Consider the following 26,058-nt stretch of genomic DNA (forward strand, 5'->3'; position numbering starts at 1 on the left):
GAGCGCAATGACTGCCATCGTCCGGGTCAAGGGCCGCGAAGTTCTCGACAGCCGCGGCAACCCGACCGTCGAGGTCGACGTCGAGCTGGCGGACGGCTCGTTCGGGCGGGCCGCGGTGCCCTCGGGCGCTTCCACCGGCACCCGGGAAGCGGTCGAGCTGCGCGACGGGGACAAGGCCCGATTCCACGGCAAGGGCGTGCGCAAGGCCGTCGACGCCGTCAACACCGAGATCGCCGAGGCCGTCGTGGGCCTGGACGCCGAAGCGCAGGCGGAGGTCGACCGGGCGCTGATCGCGCTGGACGGCACCGCGAACAAGGCCCGCCTCGGCGCGAACGCGACGCTGGGCGTCTCGCTCGCCGTGGTCAAGGCGGCCGCGGCCGCCAGCTCGCTGCCGCTGTACCGCTACGCCGGCGGCGTGTTCGCCCACCTGCTGCCGATGCCGATGATGAACATCATCAACGGCGGCGCGCACGCGGACAACCCGATCGACTTCCAGGAGTTCATGATCGGCCCGGTCGGCGCGCCGACGTTCGCCGAAGCCGTGCGGATGGGCTCCGAGGTCTTCCACACGCTGCGCAAGTCGCTGCACGACGCCGGGCACAGCACCAACGTCGGCGACGAAGGCGGGTTCGCCCCCAACCTCAGCTCTGCCGACGAAGCCCTCGAGTTCGTGCTGCGCGCGATCGAGCAGTCGGGCTACACCCCCGGCGAGGACATCGCCCTGCTGCTCGACCCGGCCGCGTCCGAGTTCTACACCGGCGAGGTCTACGACTACACCGGCGAGGGCCGCAAGCGCAGCGTCGAGGAGCACGTCGCCTACCTCGCCGACCTGACCGCCCGCTACCCCATCGTGTCCATCGAGGACGGTCTCGCGCAGGACGACTACGCCGGCTGGAAGCAGCTCACCGACACCATCGGCGACCGCGTCCAGCTCGTCGGCGACGACGTCTTCTGCACCAACGTGAACCTGCTGAACGACGGCATCGAGCGCGGCATCGGGAACTCGATCCTGGTCAAGGTCAACCAGATCGGCACCCTCACCGAAACCCTGACCACGGTGGAAACCGCGCACAAGGCGGGCTACTCCGTGGTCATGTCCCACCGCTCCGGCGAGACCGAGGACACCACGATCGCCGACCTCGCCGTCGCCACCAACTGCGGCCAGATCAAGACCGGCTCGCTGTCCCGCGCCGACCGCACGGCCAAGTACAACCAGCTCATCCGCATCGAGGAAGAGCTGGGTGCCGAGGCGCGCTACGCCGGCGCGAGCACGATCAGTGGTCGCCGCTGAGCGGGTAGTGGATCATCTCCACCCCGCCGGACGCGTAGTTCGGCACGTCGGCGGCCACGGCCTTGCCCGCTTCTGACCCGAGCGCGGCGGCCATGGCCTCGGCCGACTCGAAGTCGGCGTGGAAGACGGCGAAGTACTTGCGCTCCCCGGCGAGCGAGGCCACGTCGAAGGAGTACTGCGAGCGCACGAGGCCGGGCAGCTTCGCCGCCAGCGGCAGGTGGGTGCCCTCGTAGTACTCCCGGAAGTGGGCTTCGTCGGCGGGCGGCGGGTACAGGACGGTGAGCCGGTGCATCGGTCCCCTTTCGGCGGCGGTCCCCTCCACCCTGGCACACCTCGGCGGTGACCGCGCCCGGCGCGGTTACCGTCGAAGCATGAAGCCGAGCACATCGCACTGGGGAGCCTTCTCGGCCGAGGTCGGCCCCGACGGCAGGCTGCGCGTCGAACCACACCCCGCCGACCCGGCACCGTCGCCCCTGCTGGGCAACCTGGCCGCCGCGCTGGACCACCCCACCCGGGTGGCCCGGCCGGCGGTCCGCCGCGGCTGGCTCGAAGGCGGGCCGGCGCCGGACGAGCGCCGGGGCCGCGACGAGTTCGTCGAGCTGCCGTGGGACGAGGTGCTCGACCTGCTGGCCGCCGAACTGGACCGCGTCCGGACCGAGCACGGCAACCAGGCGATCTTCGGCGGCTCCTACGGCTGGGCCAGCGCCGGCCGGTTCCACCACGCGCAGAGTCAGCTGCACCGCTTCCTGAACACCATCGGCGGCTTCACGTCGGCGCGGAACACCTACAGCAACGGCACGTCGTCGGTGCTCCTGCCGCACGTCGTCGGCGACGCGCACGCGGTGCTGCGCCAGGCGTCGACCTGGCCGACGATCGCCGCGCACACCGAGCTGATCGTCGCGTTCGGCGGCGTGCCGGAGAAGAACGTCTTCGTCACACCCGGCGGGGTCACGGTCCACGGCACCCCCGGCCACCTCGCGCGGTTCGGTGGCCGCGTCGCGCTCGTCAGCCCGTTGCGCGACGACGTGCCGTCCACAATAGACACGCGCTGGTACCCGATCCGGCCCGCGACCGACACCGCGCTGATGCTCGCGCTCGCGCACACGCTCGTCGTCGAAGGCCTGCACGACAAGGACTTCCTGGACCGCTACTGCGTCGGCTACGCGGAGTTCGAGCGCTACCTGCTCGACAAGGACCCGGACTGGGCGGCCGGGATCACCGGCATCCCGGCCGCCGACATCGTCGCGCTGGCCAGGGAAATGGCCGCGCACCGGACGCTGATCACCGTCACGTGGTCGCTGCAGCGCACCGAGCACGGCGAGCAGCCGGTGTGGGCGGGCATCGCGCTGGCCGCGCTGCTCGGCCAGATCGGCCTGCCCGGCGGCGGGTTCGGCCACGGCTACGGCTCGATGGGCGACGTCGGCGACACCGGTCCCGAGCTGCGGATACCCGCGCTGCCCCAGGGCGTCAACCCGGTCGGCGAGTACATCCCGGTCGCGCGGATCGCCGACCTGCTGCTGCACCCGGGCGAGACCTACGACTACAACGGCGAAACCCGGCGCTACCCGGACATCCGGCTCGTGCACTGGGCGGGCGGCAACCCGTTCCACCACCACCAGGACCTCAACCGCCTGCGCCGCGCCTTCACCCGCCCGGACACCGTCGTCGTGAACGATCCTCATTGGACAGCCACCGCGCGGCACGCCGACATCGTGCTGCCCGCCACGACGGCGCTGGAACGCGAGGACATCGGCTCCGGCCGCCGCGACACGCACGTGATCGCCATGCACCGGATCGCCGACCCCGCCGGGGAAGCGCGGGACGACTACGAGATCTTCGCCGGATTGGCTCTTCGGCTCGGCGTCGCCGAGGCGTTCACCGAAGGCCGGTCCGCCCGGCAGTGGCTGCAGCACCTTTACCGCGGCTGGCGCGATTCCCCTTCGTTCGAGGAGTTCTGGGCCGCGGGCGAGCTGCGGCTCCCGCCCGGCCCCGAGCACCACACCCTGTTCGCGGACTTCCGCGCGGACCCGGACGCCCACCCCCTGCACACCCCGAGCGGCCGCATCGAGATCACGTCGGCGACCGTCGCGGGGTTCGGTTACCCGGACTGCCCCGGCCACCCGGTCTGGCTGTCGCCGAGCGAAACCGGTCCGCTGTGGCTGATCGCGAACCAGCCGCACACCCGGCTGCACAGCCAGCTCGACGCCGGCGCCACGAGCCTGGCCGGCAAGGTGGCCGGCCGCGAGGCGATCCGCCTCAACCCCACCGACGCGGCCGCGCGCGGCATCGAAGCGGGCGACGTGGTCCGGGTGTTCAACGACCGCGGCGCCTGCCTGGCGGGCGCGGTCCTGGACGACGCGTTGCGGCCCGGCGTCGTCCAGCTCCCGACCGGTGCGTGGTTCGACCCTGTCGAGGATCACGTGGGCGGACCGCTGTGCACGCACGGAAATCCGAACGTCCTCACCGCGGACATCCCGTCGTCGCGGCTGTCCCAAGGGTGCGCGGGTCAGCACGCGGCTGTCGACGTCGAGCGCTTCGAGGGCCCGGTTCCGGAGGTGCAGGTCCTGCGTGCACCGGTCTTGAGACGACGTCGATGACGCCTTGCCGTTACCCTGGCAGGGCGGAGTGCCGGTGAAACGGAGGGGGAGCACGCGTGCGGGTGGCCGAACTGGTGCAGTCGCCACTCGTACCGCCCGGCCGGCCGGTCCGCCGGGTGTCCCAGCTGCTCATCGGCCTCGTGCTCTACGGCGTCAGCGACGCCATGGTGGTCGCCGCCGGGCTCGGGGTCGAACCCTGGGACGCGCTCGCGCAGGGGCTGACCCGCACGGCCGGGCTCAGCATCGGGGTCTGGACCAACCTGATCGGCGCCGCCGTGCTGCTGCTGTGGATTCCGCTGCGGCAGAAGCCCGGGCTCGGCACGCTGTGCAACGTCCTGCTCGTCGGCACCTCGATGGACCTCGCGCTGGCGCTGCTGCCGCCGTTCGGGCACCTCTGGGTGCGCTGGGTCGTGCTCATCGCGGGCATCGTGCTCAACGGGTTCGCCACCGGCTGCTACATCGGCGCGCAGGCCGGCCCCGGGCCGCGGGACGGGCTGATGACCGGGCTTGCCCAGCGCGGGTACCCGATCTGGGCGGTGCGCTGGGGCATCGAGATCGCCGTGCTGGTCATCGGGTTCCTGCTCGGCGCCACCGTCGGGATCGGGACCGTGCTCTACGCCTGCGCGATCGGGCCGCTCGCTCAGCTGTTCATCCCGATGCTGGACATGGGCCGCCGCGAGGGAAAGCCCTGACGCACGGCCGCCAGCCGGGCCGCGACGCCGAATTCATGGAAGATCGCCGTGGAGACCGGGTCCGTCTCGGCGTACCACTCGGGGTGCCATTGCACCGCGAGGCAGAACCCGTCGCCCGCCGACGCGGCCTCGACCACGCCGTCGGCGGCCACCGCCTCCACCCGCAGGTCCGGCGCGATCCGGTCAATGGCCTGGTGGTGCAAGGAATTGACCGACACGCGCGCGTAGCCCAGCAGCTGCCGCAGCATGCCGCCCGCGGGGAGGTCGACCTCGTGCGCGGGCCGGTACTGCCGGTCCCGCGGCTGGGAAAGGTCCTCTCGATGACTGTCGCCGGGCAGGTCGCGCAGGGTGCCGCCCAGTGCGACGTTGAGCTCCTGCAGCCCGCGGCAGATCCCCAGCACCGGAATGCCCGCCCGCAGCGCCGCGGGCAGCACCCGCAGCGCGAGTTCGTCGCGGTCCGGGTCCACCGGGGCCGGCCGGGGACGGCCGCCGTAGCGGGCCGGGTCCACGTCGATCTGGTGCCCACCGAACACGACGCCGTCGAAGCGGTCCAGCACCTCCACCAAGTGCGGCGCGGGGCCGCCGACGACAGCCACCGCGCAGCCGGAAACCCGTTCCAGCGCCCGGGCGTAGACCTCGCGCACCGCGACGTGCGGGACCTCGTCGACCGGTTCGGCCGACGCCGCGAGCGCGACCAGCGGCCGGGCGCTCATCGGACCCGCTCCCACGGCCCCGGCAAAGTCGCGTCGCCGCGATCCGCCAACGTCTTGAATGAGTCATTCAGGTCTTCGGAGGTCCTGAATGACTCATTCAAGACGTCTCGCGAGGCGGTCACCGGGCCCGCTCCAGGGCGCGGGCGAGGTCTTCGAGCAGGTCGTCGGGGTGCTCCAGGCCCAGCGAAAGCCGGATCGAACCCGGGGTCACGCCGGCCGCGAGCTGGTCGGCCTCGGGCAGCTGGGCGTGCGTGGTGGACGCCGGGTGCGTGGCCATCGACCGGACGTCGCCGATGTTGGTGACGTGCGCGAACAGGCGGAGCGCTTCGATGAACCGGCTGCCCGCCTCCTGCCCGCCGTCGAGCTCGAACTGCACCAGCGGGCCGCCGTTGCCGCCGAGGTAGCGCCGCAGCAGCTCCCGCTGCTCGCCGCCGGCCAGGGTCGGGTGCCTGACCGAGGACACCGCCGGGTGCGCGTCGAGGAACTTCGCGACCGCGGCCGCGTTTTCGCCGTGCGCGCGCATCCGCAGCGGCAGCGTCTCGATGCCCTGGATGAGCAGGAACGCGTTGAACGGGCTCAGGCACGCCCCGAGGTCGCGCAGCAGCGTTTCCCGCGCTTTGAGCAGGTAGGGGCTGCGGCCCAGCGCGCTGTCGAGCCCGGCGCCGGTCTCGGTCCACACCGCGCCGCCGTGCGCGGGGTCGGGCTCGGTCAGCAGCGGGTGGCGCTCGGCGTGGCGCGGCCAGTCGAAGGTGCCGCCGTCCACGATGAGCCCGCCCAGTGCGCTGCCGTGGCCGCCGATGTACTTCGTGGCCGAATAGACCAGGATGTTCGCGCCGAAGTCCAGCGGGTTGCAGACCATCGGGAGCAGCGTGTTGTCCAGTACCAGCGGCACTTCCGCCTGTTCGGCGAGCCCGGCGACGTCTTCGATCGGGAAGATGCGCAGCTTCGGGTTGGGCAGCGTTTCGCCGAAGTAGGCGCGGGTGCGCTCGTCCGTGGCGGCGGCGAAGTTCTTCGGGTCTTCCGGGCTGACGAACCGGGTTTCGACGCCGAAGCGGGCGAAGGTGTTGGCCAGCAGGTTCCACGTGCCGCCGTAGAGCTCGTCGGAGCTGACGATGTTGTCCCCGGCCTGGCACAGGTTGAGCAGGGCGACGGTGGTCGCGGCCTGGCCGGTGGAGACGGCCAGCGCGGCCGGCGCGCCGTCGACGGCGGCGATCCGCGCTTCGAGCACGTCGCAGGTCGGGTTGTTGAGGCGGGTGTAGGCGTGCCCGTCCTCGCTCAGGTCGAAGATGCCGGCGGCGGCCCCGGTGCCGGGCAGCTCGTAGGCCGCGGTCTGGAAGATCGGCGTGATCACCGGCGCGGTCGGGCCGGCGCGCAGCTCGGCACCCGCGTGCATCACGGCGGATTCGGGCCGCCGGAAGTCCTTCGGCGCGGCGGCGGGGCGGTCAGTGACCGGCATGGGACAGCTCCCTCGGTTCGGACATGGACGTGACGATCGCGCTGACGGCGCTGGGCTGGCCCTGCGGTCCCCGGGTGAACAGCCCGCCCAGCACGGCGTCGACCGCGGCGTAATCCGGATCGGCCAGCCGCACCCGCCTCGCCTTGCCGAGGTTCCAGAACGGCGTGCGCGGATCGAGGTGGTGTTCCAGGTGGTAGTTGTCGTTGTGGATGCCGGTCAGGAACTTCTCCCAGCCGCGGCTCTTGCGGTTGCGCGTCATGTGCAGGTCGACGCGGGCATCGCGGACGAGCGGCGTGTGCTCGGAGAGTTCGATGTACCAGCCCAGGATCTGGAAGCTGGTCAGGTAGGGCACGAACCAGAACAGCAGCAGCTCGGTCGTCCAGCCCTGTGCCCAGCACACCCCGGCGACGGCGGCCCAGAAGCCCCAGAACCCGGCGCGGTCGAGCAGCCGCCTGCCGCGCCGGACCTGGGACGCTTCCTGGGCGCGGCCTTCGCGCAGCACCCGATAGCGGTTGCGGACCAGGTAGCGCAGGTAGGCCCAGGTCTGCGTGCCGAACAACGGCATCAGCACCACGCGGCGCACGTAGGTCCGCGGCGAGGCGGCCCGGTAGGCGCCCTGCTCGATGAAGAACCGCAGGTCCGGGTCGCGGTCCGGGTCGCCCAGCCGCGGGTGGTGGGTGAACACGTGCGAAACCTTGTACGCGTAGTGCTGCTGGAAGATCGGGTACGCGGTGAGCACGGTGCCGAGCAGCATCCGCACCCGGTGGTCGGCCGCGCCGACGCCGTGGGCGCAGTCGTGCAGGATCGTGGACAGCCCCCGCTGCCGGGCCCCGATGATCAGCACGGCGAGCGGGTAGCACCACCACGAAACGGCCACGCAGAGCCAAACGCAGGCCGCGATCCAGGCGGCGTCCTCGAGCCAGGCCAGTGCGGCGTGCCAGTTGTCGCTGCGGTTGAGGGGTTTCATCCGGGCCCGCACGTCGGCGGGGAAGCGGTGCATCCGGTAGCGCTTCCCGTCGTAGGCCCACTCGGTCTCGGACACGCGTGCTCCCTGGAGTCAGACGAGGGCGGTCAGCGGCACGCCGATGAACGTCGGGTCGAAGCGGCTGACGCCGTCGAGCAGCTCGTCGATCTTCTGCATCACCGCGGGGTCGAGCACGACGTCCACGGCCTTGAGGTTGTCCGTGAGCTGTTCGGGGCGCGAGGCACCGGTGATCGCGGTGGCGACGTTGGGGTTCTGCAGCACCCAGGCCAGCGCCAGCTGCGCCATGGTCAGGCCGAGCTGCTCGGCGACCGGCCGCAGTTCCTGCACGCGGCGCAGCACGTCGTCCTGCAGCCAGCGCACCATGTAACCGCTTCCCTCGCCGTCGGTGGCGCGGGAGCCGGCCGGGGGCTGCTTGCCCGGCAGGTACTTCCCGGTCAGCACGCCCTGTGCCATCGGCGACCAGACGAGCTGGCCCATGCCCTCGCGCTCGCAGGCCGGGATGACCTGCGCCTCGATGACCCGCCACAGCATCGAATACTGCGTCTGGCTGGAGATCAGCGGTACGCGCAGCTCGCGGGCCAGCGCGGCGGCGCGGGTGATCTGCTCGGCGGTCCACTCCGAGACGCCGACGTAGAGGATCTTGCCCTGGCGCACCAGGTCGGCGAAGGCCAGCATGGTCTCCTCCAGCTCGACCGTCGGGTCGAACTGGTGGGCCTGGTAGAGGTCGAGGTAGTCGGTCTGGAGCCGGCGCAGGGAGCCGTGCGCGGACTCCATGATGTGCTTGCGTCCCAGTCCCTGGTCGTTGGGGCCGCCGGGGCCGGTCGGCCAGTAGACCTTGGTGCAGATCTCCAGGCTCTCCCGGCGGAGACCCGACAGCGCCCGCCCCAGCACCTCTTCGGCGCGGGTGTTGGCGTACATGTCGGCGGTGTCGAACGTGGTGATCCCGGCGTCCAGCGCCGCTTCCACGCATTTCCTGGCTTGTTCCTCGGCCACTTGCGACCCGTGGGTGATCCAGTTGCCGTAGGAAATCCTGCTCACTGAGAGGCCGCTGCGGCCAAGTCGACGATGTTCCATGCCTTACGACCCTCCAAGCAAATTTCTGTGTAGTCAACGTTTGAAACGCGAGATCAAGGGGCCGCGAATGGGGTCATCAAAACTATTGATGAGCCGATCAACCGGTCCATGATCACATTTGCCCAGATCATTTTCCGCTGAGAGCGTGAGGTATCTGCCAGGGGGAAATCGAGATCGGGAGAACAATGGTCGACAAGATCATCGGTGCCGCACGTGCGGCGACCACCGCGGCCCCGCCGCTGGGCAACGAGGCGTACGGGCGGTTCTGCACCGCACTGGCGCACCGGCTCACCGCCGCGTGGCCACGGATCTGCGAAGCCAACGACACCGACGTGGGACGAGCGCGGGACCAGGGCCTGCCCGACGTGCTCGTCGACCGGCTCCGGCTGACCGAAGACCACCTCGACGGCCTGGTCACCATGACTTCTACGGTCGCCGGCGAGCTGGACGAGCTGACCAGCCGCCCGCCCGGGACGCCGATCGGCGACTGGGGCCTGCGGCACCGCGTGCCGCGGCCGCTGGGCGTGGTGCTGATGATCTTCGAGGCCCGCCCCACGGTCACCGTCGAAGGCGCGCTGCTCAACGTCGCCGCCGGCAACGCGGTGATCCTGCGTGGTGGCAAGGAGATCGCGCGGACCAACGTCGAGCTCGGCGCCGCCATCACCGCCGCGCTGGACGAGGCGGGGCTGCCGGCGAGCCTGGTCACCGTGCTGGACGACCCCAGCCGCGCGGTGCTGCGGGACCTGCTGCGCCGGCCCGACGCCATCGACGTACTCATCCCCCGCGGCAGCCCGTCGCTCATCGACTACTGCCACCGCGCAAGCACCATCCCGGTGCTGGCCAGCGGCGGCGGCGTCAACCACCTCTACGTGCACTCGAGCGCCGACCTGGCCGAGGCGGTCGCGATCGCGCTGGACAGCAAGCTGCCCGCCCCGGCCGGGTGCACGTCCCTCGAGGTCGCGCTGGTCGACCGGCCGGTGGCCGACGACTTCGTGGCGGCGCTGCTCGACGGCGCCCGCCGCGACGGCCGACCGCTGACCATCCGGGTCGGCGAAGGCCTCCGGCGGCCGGAAACCACCGGCGACTGGCAGGTGACCGAGCTGGGCGAGCACGACCTCGGCCGCGAATTCCTCGACAGCACGGTCGGCGTGGTGGCCGTGGACTCCCCCGGCGAGGCCGTGGAGTTCATCCAGCGCCACGGTTCCGGCCACAGCGAGGCGATCGCCGCCACCGACCCGGCGGTCACCGCCGAGTTCACCGACCGGGTGGACGCGGCCACCATCGTCGTCAACGGTTCCCTGCGGCTCAACGACGGCCCGACGCTGGAGCTGGGCTCGGAAATCGCGATCAGCACCAGCAGGCTGCACGCCCGCGGGCCGATCACCCTGGCCGCGCTGGTGAACTACTGCTGGGTGGTCGAGGCCAACGGCCGGCTGCGCGAGGCGAGCTGATGCCCGCCCAGGCGCAGCTCGCGGCCGCTCCCGCACCGCCACTGCTGCTTCCGCTCAGCCAACGCCCGCGGGCGTCGCAGGCGGTCCTCGTGCACCCCGGTGGCGGCGGCCTGAGCCCGTACACGCCGCTGGCCGTGCGGCTGGCCCGCCGGCACGCGGTGAGCGGGATCCGCGCCGACGGCCTGTTCGCCGGCGAGCGGCCCGACGACGACGTCGAGACGATGGCCGAGCGGTACCTGCCGCTGCTGGCCGGCCTGCCCCGCCGCCCGGAACTCCTGGTGGGCTGGTCGATGGGCGGGGTACTCGCCTGGGAACTGGGCGCCCGCCTGTCCGCGACCGGGCCCGCCCCCGCGGTGGTGATGATCGACAGCTTCACCCGCCGCGACGAGTTCGGCACGGCCCACCGGGCCGCGGTCGTCGAGCGGATCATGCGGTCGGTGCACGCCCGGGTCGCGCCCCGCGACCGGCGATGGGCCGAAGCGACCGCCCACGCGCACATCACCGCCTCGGGACGGCACCGGGTGACCCGCACCCACCCCGGCCCCGCGCTGCTGATGGCCTGCGCGAGCCCGCACCGCCGGACCCAGGTCGAGAACTGGACGCGGCTGTCCACACGGCTGCGGGTCCGCGAACTGGCGTGCGGTCATTTCGACGTTTTCGACAGGAAAGCGCTTCCCGCCGTAATCGGCCACCTCGACGAATTCCTCAGTGAAACACCCACCCGATCCCCGGAAACAGGAGGAAAAGGATGACGAACGGACCAGATCGCGAAACCGTATCCGACTCGGTGAAACGCGTCGTGATCGCCGAATCGCGGCTTTCGCTCGCGCCGGAGGAGATCAAGGACGACGAGCCGCTCAACGGCGACCTGCTGCACCTCAACTCGCTCGGGTTCGTCGGCATGCTGGTGCACCTGGAGGACGCGCTCGACGTGACGCTGCCCGACGACCTGTTCGTCGGCCGCACGTTCAAGACGGTCGACGACCTCGTCGACGTCGTCGCCGAAGGCGCGAGCGGGACGGAGGCGCTGCGATGAACACGGTCTCCCTCCCCACCAGCTGGCGCAGCGTACTGCCCCACCTGGACGAGCCGCTGCCCCCGGACCAGAGCCCGGAGTCGCCCGCCGGCGGCGGCCCGGACGGCGGTGTCTCGGTGAACCTGCCGTTCGCGCTGGTGCGCCAGTCCTCCCAGAACCGCGAGTTCTGGGACATCCCCGCCGAAGTGCTCGACGCCTACCGCAGCTTCCGGCCCACCCCGCTGTGGCGGGCCCGCCGGTTCGAGGACGCCGTCGGCGCGCGGGTACCGATCTACGTCAAGTACGAGGGCGGCAACATCTCCGGCAGCCACAAGCTGAACACCGCGCTCGCCCAGGCCCACTACTACGCCAAGGCCGGCGTCAAGGAGCTGGTCACGGGCACCGGGGCCGGGCAGTGGGGCACCGCGCTCGCCGCCGCCTGCTCGATGTTCGGGCTGCGCTGCCGCGTGTTCATGGTCGGCACGAGCCTGCAGAAGAAGCCGTACCGGGGCACGCTGATGCGGGCCCTCGGCGCCACCGTGCACGCCAGCCCGAGCGACCTGACCGACGTCGCCGCCCGCATCGGCGGCGGGGTGAACAGCCTCGCGCTGGCGATCGGCGAAGCCGTCGAGTACGCCGGGCGCACCGAAGGGGCCGCGTTCTGCATCGGCAGCGGCGAGACCTACAGCATCCTGCACCAGTCCGTGATCGGGCTGGAGGCCATCGAGCAGCTCGCCGAGCTGGAGGCCACCGTGGACTCGGTCGTCGGCTGCGTCGGCGCCGGCTCGAACTTCGGCGGGATCGCACTCCCCTTCTTCGCCGACGCCGCCACGACCGGCGCGGAATGCCCGCAGCTGGTGGCTGCCGAGTCGAGCACCACTCCGAAGCTGACGCGCGGTGTGTACGCCTACGACAAGACCGACGCCACCGGGGTCAGCCCGATGGAAGCGATGTACACGATCGGCAGCAGCTACCCGATCCCCGACTCGCACTCGGCGGGCCTGCGCTTCCACGGCGCCGCGAAGGTCATTTCCGCGATGCGGCACCGCGACCAGGTCACCGCCCAAGCCGTCGGGCAGGTCGAAGCGCTGCAAGCGGGCCAGACCTTCACGCGGTCGGAGATGGTGCTCCCGGCACCGGAGTCGGGGCACGCCCTGGCCGTCGCCGCGCGCCTGGCCACCGACGGCGGATCGTCGCGCGGCGTGGTCGCCTGCGTCAGCGGGCACGGCTACCTGGACCTGTCCGCCTACCAGCAGCTGCTCGACGGGGAGCTCACCACCGAGCCGCCCGAGGAGCAGGCACTGGTGTCGGCGATGGACCGGTTGCGGCCGGTGTCCGGCCTCGCGGTCGTGGGGGGTGGCCGTGGTGTCTGAGCCGATGGACCACCGCCTCTTCGACTGCGTCCAGGTCAACCTGGCCGAGCTGGCCGACCGCTGCCACGGCGAGGGCACGCACCTCGCGCTGGGCCGGGTCCTGCGCTTCTGGCCGCGTCCGGGCGCGGACGGGCTGCCCACCGTCGAGCCGCGGGTCGACGACCACGTGACCGAATCCGCCGACTTGCTCGGCTTGCGCGTCACCCGGCGCCGGCAGATCGCCTCCGCCGACGCGCTCGAACCCGGCCCCGGCTGCTACGTCGTGGCGGACGCCTTCCACCTGCCCTGGGTCCCGTACCACCGGAAGAAGCACTTGGAGCACAGCTTCCTGGTCGAGCCGGCCGACGACGGCGTCAAGGTCGTCGACGGCTACCACAACGACACCGAGTGGGGCGCGGCCCGGCCGGGCGAGTGGAGGCTCGGCCACGCGGGGCTCGCCGAAGCGCTGCCCGAGGGTGCGCTGGTGTTCGACCTGGTCGCCGGGGAGCCCGTCACCGAGCGCACGCCGCTGGTGGAGCTGACCGACGCCGGCACGTTCGTGGCGACCTACGCCGACCACCCCGACCGCGTGCGGGCGTTGCGGGGACTGACCCTGCAGACCTGGCTGCTGACCCGCAGCCGCCGCCTGCACGCCGCCGCGATGGGCCTGGACCCGAACGCGGTGCGGGCGCACCTGGACGAGTGGGACGCGATCGCGAAGCAGGTCTACCTGGCGAGCCGCCGGGTCGCCGCGGGCCGGGAGGAGCCGCGTGCGCTGTTCCCCCGCCTCGCCGAGTGCCTCGCCACCGACCACACGGCGTTCGGCGGCCCCACCGAGACCGCGACGCCGTCCACAGTGGACACCATCGAGGTGCCGCTGACGGTCCGCGAGTCCGTCACCGCGGTGATCGGGACCGTGCTGGGCACCGAGCCCCCCGCGGACGCCCGCACGCTCGGCGACATCCCGGGCTTCAGCTCGTTCCGCATGATGGAGATCGTCGAGCGGCTCGAAAGCGACCTCGGCGTCGAGTTCGCCGCCGAGGACCTGGTCCCGGAAAAACTCACCCACGTCGACGGCCTCTGCCGGGCCGTCGTGGCCGCTGGAGGAAGCCGATGACCTACGCACCGCGAGTGCTCCACGAGCTGCTCGACCACGCCGCCCGGCTGTGGCCCAACCGGACCGCGCTGACCTGCCGCGGCAGCTCCGTGACCTACGACGAACTTTCCGCCGCCGCGAAGCGGGTCGCCGCGGCGCTCGCCGACCGCGGTACCCACCGCGGGGACCGGCTGCTGATCAACGCACCGGCGAGCGCGCTGCTGCCCGCCGTGGTCTTCGGCGCCGCCCGCGCCGGCGTCGCGTTTTCCCTGCTGCACGAACAGGTCCGCGGCGCCAGCCTCGACCACGTGCTCGCGGACTCCGAGCCGGTGCTGGTGGTGACCGGCGACGAAGACGTGCGGCGGTCGGCCGAAACGGCCGGCGTCCCGGCGGTCTCGGTGGAGGAGCTGGCCGCCGGTCCCGGGCGGGACGTCGACCTACCCGCTCCCCCGCTGCCGGTCGACCCGGTGTGCCTGATCTACACCTCGGGCACCACGTCCCTGCCCAAGGCCGTGGTCAGCACCCACCAGCAGCTGCTGTTCGCCACCGGGGCGATCGCCTCGGTGCTGGAGTACCGCACCGACGACGTGGTCTACAGCCCGCTGCCGCTGTCCTTCGACTACGGGCTGTACCAGGTGTTCCTGTCCGTCACGGCCGGGTCGAACCTGGTGCTGGGCGCGCCCACCGAGGTCGGGCCGTCGCTGGTCCGCAACCTGGTGGACTCCGGTGCGACCGTGCTGCCCGCCGTCCCGGCCGTCGCCGAAGCGCTCAGCGCGTTGCTGCGGCGCCGCCCGAAGCCCGCGCCGGCACTGCGGCTGCTCACCAACACCGGCGCGGCGATGCCCACCGGCACACTGGAATCCTTGCGCCAGGCCATTCCGAGCCTGCGGGTGCAGCTGATGTTCGGGCTGACCGAGTGCAAGCGGGCCACCATCATGCCGGTGGACGGCGACCTGGAGCGGCCCGGGTCCAGCGGCCGGGCCCTGCCCGGCACCGAGGTCTTCGTGATCGGCGAGAACGGCGAGCGGCTGCCCGCCGGCGAGGTCGGCGAGATCGTCGTGCGCGGCCCGAACGTGATGGCCGGGTACTGGCGGCGCCCGGAGCTCACCGCCGAGAAGTTCCCGCGGGTGGACGGGCTGTTCCCCGAGCTGCGCACCGGCGACTACGGCCGGCTCGACGAGGAGGGCTACCTCTACTTCGACGGCCGCCGCGACGACATCTACAAGGAACGCGGGTTCCGCGTCAGCGCGACCGAGGTCGAGACCGCGGCGCGGGGAGTGCCCGGCGTCCGGGAAGCCGCCGTGCTGGTCCCGAAGGACACCCGCCCGGCCTGGCTGTTCGTCACCGGCGAGCTGGCCCCCGAGGGCGTGCTCGACGGCATGCGCACGCGGATCGAGGAGTTCAAGATCCCGGCGAGCTGCCTGCGCGTGGAGACGCTTCCCTTGACCGGCAACGGGAAGGTCGATCGCAAGGCACTGGCCTCGATCGCCGAGGAGGTGTCCAGTGGAGCTGCTCGCTGAACGCAACGCGGGGCTCGCGGACCTGCCCGGCGAACTCACCGGCCTGCCCACCCCCGCTTACGTCTACGACCTCGCCGAGGTCCGGCGCAACCACCGGCGGCTCGACGGCGCCCTGCCCCGCGGCACCGGCCTGCTGTACTCGCTCAAGGCCAACCCGCACCCGGACGTGCTCACCGTGTTGCGCGAAGCCGGTGCGCGCCCGGAGGTCTGCTCCTCCGGCGAACTGCGCGCCGCGCTCGACGCCGGCTGGCCGGGTTCGCAGGTGCTCTACACCGGTCCCGCCAAGCGGGACGCCGAGATCGCGGCGGCCCTGCGCGCCGGGGTGCGGGAGTTCTCCGTGGACTCCCCGCACGCCATCACCCAGCTCGACCGGCTCGCCGGTGCGGCCGGCGTCCGCGCCCGGTACCTGCTGCGCGTCAACGACGACCAGCCAGTGCCCGGCCAGGGCCTGGCGATGACCGGGGTGCCGTCGCAGTTCGGCGCCGACACCGGCTGGATCCTCGCCGAGCCCGCCCGCTTCGCCGGGGGCGAGCACGCCGAGGCGTCCGGGCTGCACCTGTACATGGGCACCAACCTCACCGAGGTGGCCGACCTGACCGGGCAGTTCCGCCGGGCGCTGGACACCGCCGCGAAACTGCGGGAAGCCCTGGCGCCGCACGGGGTCCGCTTCCGGACCCTCGACCTCGGCGGCGGGTTCGGCGCGCCGTTCGCGAAGGACGGGACGGCGGTCGAACTGCCGGGCCTGCGCGAAGAGCTCGAAGCGCTGCTCGGCGAACAGCTGCCGGGCTGGCGCGAGCAGGGCCCGGAAGTCGTGTTCGAATCCGGCCGTTACCTGGTCGGCACGGCGGGCACGCTCGTCACGGCGGTGCTGGACGTCAAGCGCTCGCACGGCAAGGACATCGTCGTGCTGGAGTCGGGCATCAACCACCTCGGCGGCATGTCGGGGATGCGGCGGCTGCCCCCGCTCGCGCCCCGCCTGCTCGGCCCGGCCGGGCCGGACGCGCTGGACGCGCTCGTGGCCGGCCCGCTGTGCACCCCGCTGGACACCTGGTCCCGCGGCGCGCGGCTGCCCGAGCTGAGCCCCGGCGACCTGGTCGCGGTGCCGAACGTCGGCGCCTACGGGCTCTACGCGAGCCTCGTGGCCTTCCTGGGCCACCCCCTGCCGGCGGAGGTCGTCGTCGACGGCGACCGCCCCGGCACCCCCGCGCGGACCTCCCGCGTGGAACTGGTCAGGACCACTGACCCCGAAGATGAGGAGTGAACCGATGGACCCCCGCATGGCCGAACTGCTCACCCCGTACCTCAAGTTCCTCAACGGCCGCGAACTCGGCCCGGACGACTCCCTGCGGGAGTGCGGGCTGGACTCGATGCAGTCGATCAACGTGCTGTTCGAGATCGAGGACGTCTTCGGCGTCTCCCTGCCGGACGAGGACATCACCGACGCCACCTTCGCCACCGGCGGCACGCTGTGGACCGCGGTGCAGGCCCAGCTCGAGCGCCAGGAGGTGTCGTCGTGACCACCGCCCCGCTGGCGGAACTCGTCGGGCGCGTGACCAAGGTCGCCGAGGAGCACGTCCGCCGGACCGACGACGAAGCGACGTTCCCGGTCGAGGCGCTCGAAGAGCTGCGCGCCACCGGCCTGCTCGGGCTGCAGGTGCCCGCCGAGGACGGCGGGCTCGGCGGGTCGCTGGCCGACGTGCTCGAGACGAGCACCGAGCTGGGCCGGGTGGACATGTCGCTGGCGATGATCTTCGCGATGCACTGCCAGCAGGTCGCCGCCGTGCTCGCGCACGCCGACGGCAAGCTGCGCGCCGAACTGGTGCCCGAGATCGCCGCGGGCCGGCTCTACCTCGGCTCGGTCACCACCGAGGCGGGCAAGGGCGGGCACCTGCTGACCGCCGAGTCCGCCGCGGCCTGGCGCGACGGGGAGCTGCTCGTCGACCGCTTCGCCCCGATCGTCACCGGGGGCAGGCAGGCCGACGGGTTCCTGATCACCATGCGCTCCCCGGATTCCGAGGCGGACAACCAGGTTTCGCTGGTCTACGCGTCCCGAGCGCAGGTGGAGATCGAGCCGGCCGGCGGCTGGAACCCGCTGGGCATGCGGGCCAGCGACAGCGGCGCCATGAAGCTGCGCGGCCGGCTGCCCGCGCACCAGGTGATCGGGCGGCACGGCGACTTCCACACCATCGTGACGACCGTGTTCGGGCCGATGGCCCACCTCGGCTGGGCGTCCTGCTGGCTCGGCACGGCGGCCGGGGCGCTGTCGCGGGTGATCGCGTCCCTGCGCGGCAGCCGCGGCAAGACGGACCTGAGCTCGGAACTGCTGATGACGCGGCTGTCGCGGGCGCGCCAGCGGCTGGACACCGTGCACGCACTGATCTCGCACGCCCGTGAAGTCGTCGAGACGACCGCGGACCTCAGCGTGCCGAAGGTGCAGCTGCTGATCAACGCCGTGAAGATCACCGCCGCCGAGGAGTGCTACCGGGCGATCGACGAGCTGGTCGACGCGGTCGGGATGCGCCACGGCTACCTGCGCGACTCCCCCACACGGCTCGAGCAGTCGCTGCGGGACCTGCGTTCGGCGGTGCTGAACTACAGCAACGACCGGCTGCACCTCGCCGACGGCCGGCTCACCCTGCTCGACCAGGAGGTGCGTTTTGCCTGACACCGCCATCCTGGACGGCGACGTGCTGTCCACTGTGGATCCGGACGCCGGCGGCGCCCAGGTGTGGCAGCGGCTCGGCTCGGCCGGCGTGCTGCGGGACCAGTACCGGCAGCGCACGCCGACCGGCCTGGTCGCCGATCCCGGGCGGCTCGCCGCCACGCTGCGCGCGGTCGACGCCCGCGGCGACAACGGGATCACGTTGAGCGTGCTGGTGCAGTCGGCCAGCGCGTTGCCGATCCTGGCCGCCGGAACCGGTCCGGAGTTCGACCGGGTCGCCGACGGCGACTGCGAGGTCGCGCTGGCCGCCACGGACGCCGCGGCGGCCGGCTCCGACCTCACCGGGCTGGGCACCGAGGTCGAGATCGACGGGGACACCGTCCGGCTGGACGGCGGGAAGCGGTGGGTGACCACGGCGACCCGCGCCGCGTACTTCCTGGTGCTGGCCCGCCACCGGCCTGGCCGGCACTTCACCGCCTTCACCTGGGTCCTGGTCCCGGCGGACGCGGCGGGCGTCCGGGTCACCCCCGCGACGACCACGCTGCTCGCGGGCGCGGGCATCGGCCACGTCGAGTTCTCCGGCGTCCGGCTGCCCGCGTCGGCGGTGCTCGGCCGTCAAGGACGTGGCCTGGCCTTGTTCGCCCGGCACATGGGCACCGAACGCCTCGCCGGCGCGCAGTGGGCCGCAGCGCTCACGAGCCGGGTGCTGGCCGAGACCAGGGACGCGCTGACCCGCCGGAAGATCGACGGCCGCGCGCTGTGGGACCACGATTCGGTCCGCCAGGAGTTCGCGGCCTGCCTGGTGCGGGTGCGCTCGTTGCGCGCGCTGCATGAAGCACTGGGCGAGCGGGTGGTGGCGGAACACGACGCGACGAGCGCGGCGCTGCTGAAGGCGTCGATCGGGCTGACCGCGGACGAGGTGCTGTCCCGCTGCGCCCGCTGGCGCGGCGCCGACGGCTTCGCCGACGACGGCCTCCAGCTGCTCCGCGCCGAGGCCGCGGTCTTCGGCATCGGCGGCGGCGTGACGGAGCTGATGCTCGGCGCGATCGCCGACGGCGCCGGCCCCCTGCTCGAGGAACTGCGCTCATGACCCCCGCCGATCCGGCACTTTCACGTGAAAGTGCCGACCAGGGAGCCGCACTTTCACGTGAAAGTGCCGCCCCCGGGGCCGCGCTCTCCCGGGCGAACGCCGCACTCCCGGAAGTGACCGTCGAGGGCGCCGAGGTCGCACCCGGTGTCTGGGTCGCCTCCGCCGATCGCGCCGACCTCGGCGATCAGCCCGCGCACCCGGACGACCTCGCCGAAGCCCGTACCCGGCCGGCCTGGCACCGCCCGGAGTTCCTCGCCGGCCGGCGTCTGCTGCGGCGGCTGCTCCGGCGGGTCCGGCCCGAGCTGGCCGCGCTGCCCGTCCGCGCCGACCCGGCCGGCAAGCCCCGGCTGGCCGGCGCACCGGATGCCGCGCTGCCCGGGATCACGGTCTCCCACGACGGGGACCGGGTCGCCGCGGCCGTCTGCGCGCACGGGGAGGTGGGCGTCGACGTCCAGCTGCCCCCGGACCGGCTGACCGACTCCGCCGTACGCCGGTGCCTCGGTGCGCACGCACCGGCGGTCGCCGCCCTGCCGCGGGCCCGGCGGGCGAAGGAGTTCGCCTGGGTGTGGACGGTGCAGGAGGCGTGCGTCAAGGCCGCCGGCACCGGGCTGGGCGGGCGGCCCTGGTCGATCGACGTCCCGCCCGGCGCGCTGTCCGGGCGCTGGGGCGGCTTCACCTGGCTCAGCCTGCGCACCCGGTCGCCGGTGCCGCTGAGCTGCGCCTTCCACCCACCACCCTGGTGACCCACCACGACAACGGAGGTCGACGTGCACCTCATCAACGCCCCGGACGTAGTCCCGGAACTCAGCTGCTACACCACCAACCTGGTGGCCTACCTCGAAACCGACGACCCCGGCGTCAAGACCCGCCTGGCGCACGCCGTCCGCCTGGCGGTCCGGTGCGACGGCGGTCCCGGGGAGCTGGCCTTCTCCCAGCACACCCGCGTCGACGACGGCACCGCGCGTGACCCGCTCGGCTACCGCGGCGCCGCGGACTGGGCGCAGGCCGCCGAAGGCCTCCACGCCGAGCTCGCGGGTTCGGGGCGGGTGCTGGCCGTCGCCGACACCTTCCACCTGCCCTGGTCGCCCGCGCACGGGATCGCGCATTCGCCGCACTGGCTGCTGCTGCTCGGCCGGCGCGACGGGCGCTGGCTGGTGGGCGACCACTTCTGCGCGCTGACCCCGCTCGGCGGGCAGGAACCCTTCCTCGGCTGGCTGGACGACGTCGCGCTGGAACGCGCGCTGGCCCCGCACGCCCCCTGGCCGGCGGAGATCGCCAACCGCGACCGCCTGGCGCTGGGCGCCGCCGTGGAGCCGGTGCACGCGAACCGGTTCCGCTGGCTCGCCCGCACCACCGGCGAAACCGCCCCCGCCGAACCGGACGACTGGACGTGCGGCCTGCCCGCGGTCCTCGGGCGCATCAGCGACGTGCTGGCCGAGGACGAGACCGCCGCGGCCCGCTACGGCGACGACCTCTGGGCGGCGAGCCGTCACTACACCTACCGCCTCGAGGTGCTCGCCGCGAACGGCGAGATCGGCGCGGAGGACGCCGCCGCGGCCGCGGTGAGCTGGGGCGAGCTGCCCAAGGTGGTCCGGTTCGCCGCCGAGTCCGCCGCCCGGGGCCGTCCCCGGACGGGGTTGCTGCAGCGCACCTTCGAGGACCTGCTGCGCACCAACGAAAAGACGACCGCCGGCCTGGAACAGGAGGCATGAAACGATGGAAACGCTCTACCAGTGGTTCGCCGAGTCGGCCGCCGAGCACGCCGACGAACCCGCGCTCGAAGTCGGCGCGCGGACCCTGACCTACGCCGGACTGCGGGAGCTCGCCGGGCACATCGCCGCCGAGGCCGTCACCGCGGCGGGGACCGTGCCCGGCCGGATCGGCGTGCTGGCCGAACGCAGCGTGCTGACGTACGCCGGATACCTGGCCGGGCAACGGCTCGGCAGCACCGTCGTCCCGCTCAACCCCGCCTTTCCCGAAGAGCGCAACCGGATGATCGCCGAAGCCGCCGGCCTCGACCTGGTCCTCACCGAGGAGAGCGCCGGCCTCGGCGTGCCGGAACTCGTCATGGCCGAGCCCGCGAACGGCGCCGCGCGCACCCCGCCGGAGCCCCGCACCGGGGACCTGGCCTACATCCTGTTCACCTCCGGCTCGACCGGGAAGCCCAAGGGCGTCCCGATCCGGCACCGCAACGTCTGCGCCTACCTCGGGCACGTCGTGCCGCGGTACGGCATGGCGCCCGGCAGCCGCGTCTCGCAGACCTTCGACCTGACCTTCGACCTGTCGGTGTTCGACATGTTCACCGCGTGGAGCGGCGGTGCGACGCTAGTCGTCCCCAGCCGCGAAGACCTGCTGGCGCCGGTGCGGTTCGTCGCGGAGAAGCGGCTCACCCACTGGTTCGCCGTGCCGTCGATGGTGTCCTACGCCCAGCGGCTGCGCAGCCTGCGGCCGGGGAGCATGCCGACGCTCCGCTGGAGCCTCTTCTGCGGTGAGCCGCTGACCACGCACCAGGCCGAGGCGTGGCAGCGCGCCGCACCCGACGGGGTGGTCGAGAACCTGTACGGACCCACGGAACTGACCATCAGCTGCGCGGAGTTCCGGCTGCCCGCCGATCCGGCGGACTGGCCGGCCACCGCCAACGGGACCGTGCCGATCGGGCGGCCCTACCCCAGCGTCAGCCACATCGTGCTCGACGACCGGGGGCGCCCCGCGGTGGAGGGCGAACTCTGCGCGCGCGGGCCACAGCGGTTCCCCGGCTACCTCGACCCGGCCGCCAACGAGGGCCGCTTCTACCACTTCGGCCCGGGCGACGAGGTCGCGCGCCCGCACGGTCCGGACGACGAGCTCGACGACACCGCCTGGTACCGCACCGGCGACCGAGTGACCTGGCAGGACGGCGCGCTCGTCCACTTGGGACGGTCGGACCAGCAGGTGAAGGTGCAGGGCTACCGGGTGGAGCTCGGCGAGATCGAAGCCGTGCTGCGGGACCAGGAAGCCGTGCGCGACGCGATCGTGCTGGCCCTGCCCGGCCGCGGCGGCACCACCGAGCTCGAAGCGGTCTGCACGGGTTCGGGCCTCGCCCCCGACCGCCTGCTGACGGCGGCGGCCGCCCGCCTGCCCGGCTACATGGTGCCGCGGCGGCTCAGTGTGCTGGACGAGCTGCCCCTGAACGTAAACGGCAAGATCGACCGTTCGGCACTCACCGCGCAAGCGATCGGGCAGCGCGGATGACCGCCGCGGAAGGGAAGACCATGGAAACCGCCGAACTGGTGCCCACGGAAGGTTTTTGCCAAGCCATCGCGAAGCTGCCGACCGGGGTCACGGTGCTGACGACCGTCGCCGAGGACTCCCCCGTCGGCTGCACGGCCAACGCGGTCATGTCGCTGTCGGCCGACACGCCGAGCATCCTGGTGTCGCTGGGCAGCCACAGCCGCACCCTCGCGGCCATCCTCGACACCGGGTCCTTCGCCGTCAACACGCTGTCGTGGTCCCAGCGGGAGCTGACGAGAAAGTTCGCGACCGGGAGTCCGGCCGAGCGCTTCGCCGGGGTGCCGTGGCAGCCGGAGCGCCGCGTCCCGGTCCTGTCCGCGGCGGGCATGGCGCTGGTGTGCGAGGTGGGTGACACGGCGGACCTGCTGGACCACACCGTGGTCGTGGGGAAGGTGGTGTGGCTGCGCGACACGAACGCGGCCCCGACGGTGCTGTACGGGCGGGAGCAGTACCCGCTCGGGGCTTGAGGAAGCCGGAAGCGCCCGGCCCGCCGAGGTCGGCGGGCCGGGCGCTTTGCTGTGCGCAATCTAGAGCGCGGAAAGGCCCGCCGGAGCTGGTGTCGCGTCCGAGGTTCGTGACGGCCGGCGGCGCGTGCGAACGTCTTGAATGAGTCATTCAGGTCTTCGGAGGTCCTGAATGACTCATTCAAGACCTTTGGTCCGGCTGCCGGGCCCGGATCAAAGTCGGCGTGCGGCCGACTTCGATACCGGCTCTAGAGCGCGGACCGGCGAGCCGGGGTCGCCTCCGCGACCTGCTCGGCGGTCGCGCGGGCCGCCGCGTCGAGCAGCACCGAAAACCGCGGGTCGGCGCGGATCTCGCGGTGCCAGGCGACTTGGGTGAAGACCTGGAACGGGGCCGTCCACGGGACCTCGACCAGCCGGCCCTCGGCCAGCTCGGCCGCGACGCTCAACCTGGGCAGCAGCGAGATACCCAGCCCCGCGGTCAGCGCGTGCTTCACCGCGTCGATCGAGCCGAACGTCAGCGCGCGGACGCGGGTGTCCGCGGCATCGCCCAAAGTCCGTTCGAACAGGCGCTGGTAGCCGCTGCCGCGGTGGGCGCAGAGCAGGGGTTGCCGCGCCAGCCGCGCCGTCGGCACCGGCTCCGGGCCGACCGGCCCGTCCTGACCGGCGACCACCACGAGCGGCTCCGGGCACAGCAGCGTCGAATCGGCCTTCGACGAAGAGTCGCAGACGTCGATGAAGAAGGCACAGTCCACATCGGAATCCCCGATCCGGCTCCACGGATCTTCTTCCAGCGGCCGGATTTCCAGCGCGAGCTCCGGGTGGCGGCGGTACAGGTACTCGACGATCGGCACCAGCCGGTAGGACGTGAGGCCGCTGTCGGCCCCGACCGTCAGCGCGTCGCCGACGGCGGTGCCTTCGAGCACGGTCTCCTCCGCCATGCGGCTCAGCTTCACGATCTTGTGGGCGTAGCGCCGGAACCGCTGGCCGGCCGTGGTGAGCCGGATGAGCGCGCCGGTGCGGTGGAACAGGTCGCAGGCGAGGTCGCGCTCCAGTTTCTTGATCCGGGCGGTGACCGTCGGCTGGGCGACGCTCAGGTCGCTCGCGGCCTTGGTGAAGCTCGACTTCTCGGCCACGCTGAGGAAAGTGTTCAATGACGCGGTGTCCACGACTGGTTCACCACCGGCCCGCGCGAGCAGCACAGGGGTCCGGCGGCGCACCCGGCCGTCCGGTTTTCCACAGGACCGTGGCCACGGCTTCCCCACGGTGGTGGCGCAACTCGGTCCCGCACACTAAGCCTCCCAGCCGCCGGCCGCTCTGCGCCGGAATCGAATCTTTCACGACGACGTTTCCCCCATCGGCGCCCACGGCACCTTCGCGGTCCGGGACGACCACTCGTTCTTCGCATCGCGGATACCAACCGGACACGACCGGCAAACTGCTCCCATCAGGCGGGCGGGCGCGGACAGCGCTTTCACCCGCCGTGGCCGGTACGGCAACGTCCTTCACTCCAAGAGACCAGCATCGCCCCGTCATCCCATTCATCCTCTCCGCGGGATGAGCACACTCTTCGAATCAGCCGAACACCAGGCGCAGCAGGGCGCTCACGACGGCGGCGCCGATCATCGCGGTCAGGATCGACCGCTTGCCGGCCAGCAGAGCCACCCCGACGCCGACGCCCGCCAGCGCGGTCAGCGTCCGCACCGAAGACACCTGACCCGAGGTCGGCCACAGCAGGGTGACCACCAGCCCGGCGATGAGCGCCGGGGTCGCGCAGGTCAGCGCGTTGCGCAGCCAGGTCGGCAGTTCCCGTCCGCCCGCCGCCAGCGGCACGACCACCCGCAACGTGAGCGCGGTGGCGCCGAGCGCCAGCACGATCAGCCACTGGTACGTCATCGCCGCACCCCCCAGACCGCACCGGCCACGGCACCCGCGGCGCCGGCGACCAGCACCGGGACACCCGGGGGCGCCCAGGCGACCAGCGCGCCCGCCGCGACGGCGCCGAGGATCGCGAGGACCCACGCGCGCGTGGTTTTCAGGTGCGCGCGCAGCAGGCCGAGGAAGAACACCGGGTAGGCGGCGTCCAGCCCGAGCCGCCCCGGGTCGCCGATGGCGTCGCCGAGGAGCGCGCCCAGCGCGGTCCCCGCGGTCCAGCCGCACAGGCACAGCGAGCCGGCGACCCGCAGGATCCGCAGGTCGTAGCGCCCGTCGCCCTGATGGGCGATCGCCCAGGAGCCGTCGGTGATCAGCAGCGCCGTCCCCGCCCGCGACCAGGCGGACCCGGTCAGCGCGGGGGCGATCGTGGTGCCCATCAACAGGTAACGCGCGTTGAGCGCGGCCGCGGCGCCGACCACGGCCCAGACCGAGCCGTGCTGCCCGATGACAGCGACGGCGCCGTACTGGGCGCTGCCGGAAAAGACCAGCAGGGACATGGCCACCGGGGCCAGCACACCCATCCCGACCGAGGCCGCGAGCGCGCCGAACGCCATGCCGTCCGCCAGGTCGGCCGCGGCCACCGGCAGCACCGGGCGCACGACCCCGGCCGGTGAACGGCGTTCAGCGGTGGTTTCGGTCACGATGTTCACCTCCTCGGACTCGACCTGATCGACGTTACCAACCAAGCCGAGTGTTGGTAACCCAGGTGGGTGGCTCTACCCGGCAAATACTTCCCTAAACCACCAAAACACCCGGTATTGCTCCGTTTGTGGTAACCATCAGAAGAACTTGCTGGTAATCTCCCGCGTATGACCCCTCGCCCGGCCGCACCCGCTCCGCTCACCGTGCTCCAGAGCCTGGTGAACACCCGTGAGCTGCTGGAGAACCGGGACGACCTGACCACGGCGTCCGGCCTGGTGGCGTGGGCGGCGGCCGAGGGCCTGCCGTGCCCCGCCCGGCCCACGCAGGCGGACCTGACCCGCGTCAGCCGCGTCCGGGAGGCGTTGCGGCAGCTGCTGCACGGTGGCGAGGGCGCACCGGGCGCGGCGGCGGTGCTCAACGGCGAGCTGGCGCGCACCGGCACCCGCCCACTCCTGCGAGCCGACCCGCCCGGCGCGGAGTTCGTCGGCGACGCCGCCACCTCGCTGGACACGGCGCTCACCCGGGTGCTCGCCACGCTGGTCACCGCCCGCCTCGACGGCTCCTTGTCGCGCTTGAAGATCTGCGGCGCCGAGGACTGCCTGTGGGCCTACTACGACCGCTCCCCCAACGCGGTGAGCCGCTGGTGCGAGACGTCGGTCTGCGGCGCCCGGCACAAGATGCGCGCCTACCGCGCCCGCCGCGCCGCGGCCAACGCGAACTGAGCCCGGACCGCGAACGGCGGCGCGGCGACCGGAG

26 protein-coding genes are annotated in these 26,058 nt (G+C 72.5%); 18 read left to right on the forward strand and 8 right to left on the reverse strand.

What is annotated here, in order from left to right; all coding sequences use genetic code 11:
* Window positions 1-7 precede the first annotated feature (7 nt).
* On the forward strand, window positions 8-1,291 hold the full coding sequence (gene eno, locus H4696_RS12560) for a phosphopyruvate hydratase (protein WP_086859914.1): 1,284 nt from the start codon (window positions 8-10) through the stop codon (window positions 1,289-1,291).
* Here eno and H4696_RS12565 read toward each other — a convergent pair.
* Window positions 1,275-1,583 (reverse strand): EthD family reductase, encoded by a 309-nt coding sequence (locus H4696_RS12565; protein ID WP_086859912.1) that lies wholly within the window; start codon window positions 1,581-1,583, stop codon window positions 1,275-1,277. The two genes, eno and H4696_RS12565, sit on opposite strands and share 17 nt — an antisense overlap.
* A 79-nt stretch (window positions 1,584-1,662) precedes the next feature.
* Between H4696_RS12565 and H4696_RS12570 the strand changes: the two genes are divergently transcribed.
* Both H4696_RS12570 and yczE read left to right on the forward strand, forming a co-directional pair.
* Window positions 1,663-3,888, forward strand: a complete 2,226-nt coding sequence (locus H4696_RS12570) for a molybdopterin-dependent oxidoreductase (protein WP_086859910.1) — start codon at window positions 1,663-1,665, stop codon at window positions 3,886-3,888.
* 62 nt (window positions 3,889-3,950) lie between these two features.
* Window positions 3,951-4,580, forward strand: a complete 630-nt coding sequence (gene yczE, locus H4696_RS12575) for a membrane protein YczE (RefSeq protein WP_420831562.1) — start codon at window positions 3,951-3,953, stop codon at window positions 4,578-4,580.
* Here the strand turns inward: yczE and H4696_RS12580 are convergent.
* The 4 genes from H4696_RS12580 to H4696_RS12595 all read right to left on the reverse strand — a co-directional run bounded on the left by H4696_RS12580 (window position 4,529) and on the right by H4696_RS12595 (window position 8,808).
* Window positions 4,529-5,293 carry a gamma-glutamyl-gamma-aminobutyrate hydrolase family protein gene (locus H4696_RS12580; RefSeq protein WP_086859907.1) on the reverse strand — a complete coding sequence of 255 codons (765 nt, stop codon included), beginning with the start codon at window positions 5,291-5,293 and terminating at the stop codon, window positions 4,529-4,531. The genes yczE and H4696_RS12580 overlap by 52 nt on opposite strands.
* A 118-nt stretch (window positions 5,294-5,411) precedes the next feature.
* The gene (locus H4696_RS12585; protein WP_086859904.1) at window positions 5,412-6,749 is read right to left on the reverse strand and encodes an O-acetylhomoserine aminocarboxypropyltransferase/cysteine synthase family protein; all 1,338 of its coding nucleotides are present in this window, start codon (window positions 6,747-6,749) and stop codon (window positions 5,412-5,414) included.
* On the reverse strand, window positions 6,736-7,791 hold the full coding sequence (locus H4696_RS12590) for a fatty acid desaturase family protein (protein ID WP_086859902.1): 1,056 nt from the start codon (window positions 7,789-7,791) through the stop codon (window positions 6,736-6,738). Before H4696_RS12590 ends, H4696_RS12585 begins: the two co-directional genes overlap by 14 nt.
* 15 nt (window positions 7,792-7,806) lie before the next feature.
* Window positions 7,807-8,808 carry an aldo/keto reductase family protein gene (locus H4696_RS12595; protein WP_086859900.1) on the reverse strand — a complete coding sequence of 334 codons (1,002 nt, stop codon included), beginning with the start codon at window positions 8,806-8,808 and terminating at the stop codon, window positions 7,807-7,809.
* Window positions 8,809-8,993: 185 nt separating this feature from the next.
* Here H4696_RS12595 and H4696_RS12600 point away from each other — a divergent pair, with 185 nt between their 5' ends.
* Genes H4696_RS12600 through H4696_RS12665 form a run of 14 tightly spaced genes read left to right on the forward strand, consistent with a single transcriptional unit; the run spans window position 8,994 to window position 22,731 of the window.
* Window positions 8,994-10,259 (forward strand): glutamate-5-semialdehyde dehydrogenase, encoded by a 1,266-nt coding sequence (locus H4696_RS12600; protein WP_192782269.1) that lies wholly within the window; start codon window positions 8,994-8,996, stop codon window positions 10,257-10,259.
* On the forward strand, window positions 10,259-11,011 hold the full coding sequence (locus H4696_RS12605; RefSeq protein WP_086860477.1) for an alpha/beta fold hydrolase: 753 nt from the start codon (window positions 10,259-10,261) through the stop codon (window positions 11,009-11,011). The genes H4696_RS12600 and H4696_RS12605 overlap by 1 nt, the downstream gene beginning before the upstream one ends.
* The gene (locus H4696_RS12610) at window positions 11,008-11,295 is read left to right on the forward strand and encodes an acyl carrier protein (RefSeq protein WP_086860470.1); all 288 of its coding nucleotides are present in this window, start codon (window positions 11,008-11,010) and stop codon (window positions 11,293-11,295) included. Before H4696_RS12605 ends, H4696_RS12610 begins: the two co-directional genes overlap by 4 nt.
* Window positions 11,292-12,647 carry a TrpB-like pyridoxal phosphate-dependent enzyme gene (locus tag H4696_RS12615; RefSeq protein ID WP_086860468.1) on the forward strand — a complete coding sequence of 452 codons (1,356 nt, stop codon included), beginning with the start codon at window positions 11,292-11,294 and terminating at the stop codon, window positions 12,645-12,647. The genes H4696_RS12610 and H4696_RS12615 overlap by 4 nt, the downstream gene beginning before the upstream one ends.
* Complete coding sequence (locus tag H4696_RS12620; RefSeq protein WP_249027003.1) at window positions 12,640-13,743, forward strand: acyl carrier protein; 1,104 nt, start codon at window positions 12,640-12,642, stop codon at window positions 13,741-13,743. Before H4696_RS12615 ends, H4696_RS12620 begins: the two co-directional genes overlap by 8 nt.
* On the forward strand, window positions 13,740-15,242 hold the full coding sequence (locus tag H4696_RS12625) for a class I adenylate-forming enzyme family protein (protein ID WP_086860466.1): 1,503 nt from the start codon (window positions 13,740-13,742) through the stop codon (window positions 15,240-15,242). The genes H4696_RS12620 and H4696_RS12625 overlap by 4 nt, the downstream gene beginning before the upstream one ends.
* Window positions 15,226-16,503 (forward strand): type III PLP-dependent enzyme domain-containing protein, encoded by a 1,278-nt coding sequence (locus tag H4696_RS12630; protein ID WP_086860464.1) that lies wholly within the window; start codon window positions 15,226-15,228, stop codon window positions 16,501-16,503. Before H4696_RS12625 ends, H4696_RS12630 begins: the two co-directional genes overlap by 17 nt.
* 4 nt (window positions 16,504-16,507) lie before the next feature.
* On the forward strand, window positions 16,508-16,759 hold the full coding sequence (locus H4696_RS12635; protein ID WP_086860462.1) for a phosphopantetheine-binding protein: 252 nt from the start codon (window positions 16,508-16,510) through the stop codon (window positions 16,757-16,759).
* Window positions 16,756-17,907, forward strand: coding sequence for an acyl-CoA dehydrogenase family protein (locus H4696_RS12640; RefSeq protein WP_086860460.1), 1,152 nt, complete (start codon window positions 16,756-16,758; stop codon window positions 17,905-17,907). The genes H4696_RS12635 and H4696_RS12640 overlap by 4 nt, the downstream gene beginning before the upstream one ends.
* Window positions 17,900-18,994, forward strand: a complete 1,095-nt coding sequence (locus H4696_RS12645) for an acyl-CoA dehydrogenase family protein (RefSeq protein WP_225955664.1) — start codon at window positions 17,900-17,902, stop codon at window positions 18,992-18,994. The genes H4696_RS12640 and H4696_RS12645 overlap by 8 nt, the downstream gene beginning before the upstream one ends.
* Window positions 18,991-19,737, forward strand: coding sequence for a 4'-phosphopantetheinyl transferase family protein (locus H4696_RS12650; protein ID WP_225955665.1), 747 nt, complete (start codon window positions 18,991-18,993; stop codon window positions 19,735-19,737). The genes H4696_RS12645 and H4696_RS12650 overlap by 4 nt, the downstream gene beginning before the upstream one ends.
* A 24-nt stretch (window positions 19,738-19,761) precedes the next feature.
* Entirely contained in the window at window positions 19,762-20,706 is a 945-nt protein-coding gene (locus H4696_RS12655) for a hypothetical protein (protein WP_086865472.1), read from the forward strand.
* 4 nt (window positions 20,707-20,710) lie between these two features.
* Window positions 20,711-22,225 (forward strand): amino acid adenylation domain-containing protein, encoded by a 1,515-nt coding sequence (locus H4696_RS12660; RefSeq protein ID WP_086865473.1) that lies wholly within the window; start codon window positions 20,711-20,713, stop codon window positions 22,223-22,225.
* Complete coding sequence (locus H4696_RS12665; protein ID WP_192782270.1) at window positions 22,222-22,731, forward strand: flavin reductase family protein; 510 nt, start codon at window positions 22,222-22,224, stop codon at window positions 22,729-22,731. Before H4696_RS12660 ends, H4696_RS12665 begins: the two co-directional genes overlap by 4 nt.
* A gap of 245 nt (window positions 22,732-22,976) precedes the next feature.
* Here the strand turns inward: H4696_RS12665 and H4696_RS12670 are convergent, their stop codons facing one another.
* The 3 genes from H4696_RS12670 to H4696_RS12680 form a co-directional block, all read right to left on the reverse strand.
* Window positions 22,977-23,945, reverse strand: a complete 969-nt coding sequence (locus H4696_RS12670; RefSeq protein WP_338078670.1) for a LysR family transcriptional regulator — start codon at window positions 23,943-23,945, stop codon at window positions 22,977-22,979.
* Between the two features lie 355 nt (window positions 23,946-24,300).
* Window positions 24,301-24,621, reverse strand: coding sequence for an AzlD domain-containing protein (locus H4696_RS12675; RefSeq protein WP_086863300.1), 321 nt, complete (start codon window positions 24,619-24,621; stop codon window positions 24,301-24,303).
* Window positions 24,618-25,301, reverse strand: a complete 684-nt coding sequence (locus H4696_RS12680) for an AzlC family ABC transporter permease (protein WP_249027144.1) — start codon at window positions 25,299-25,301, stop codon at window positions 24,618-24,620. The genes H4696_RS12675 and H4696_RS12680 overlap by 4 nt, the downstream gene beginning before the upstream one ends.
* Before the next feature lie 168 nt (window positions 25,302-25,469).
* Here H4696_RS12680 and H4696_RS12685 point away from each other — a divergent pair, with 168 nt between their 5' ends.
* Complete coding sequence (locus H4696_RS12685; protein ID WP_086863298.1) at window positions 25,470-26,024, forward strand: CGNR zinc finger domain-containing protein; 555 nt, start codon at window positions 25,470-25,472, stop codon at window positions 26,022-26,024.
* Window positions 26,025-26,058: the final 34 nt, after the last annotated feature.

Origin of the sequence: Amycolatopsis lexingtonensis (genome assembly GCF_014873755.1) — a bacterium.
Classification (GTDB): Bacteria; Actinomycetota; Actinomycetes; order Mycobacteriales; family Pseudonocardiaceae; genus Amycolatopsis; species Amycolatopsis lexingtonensis.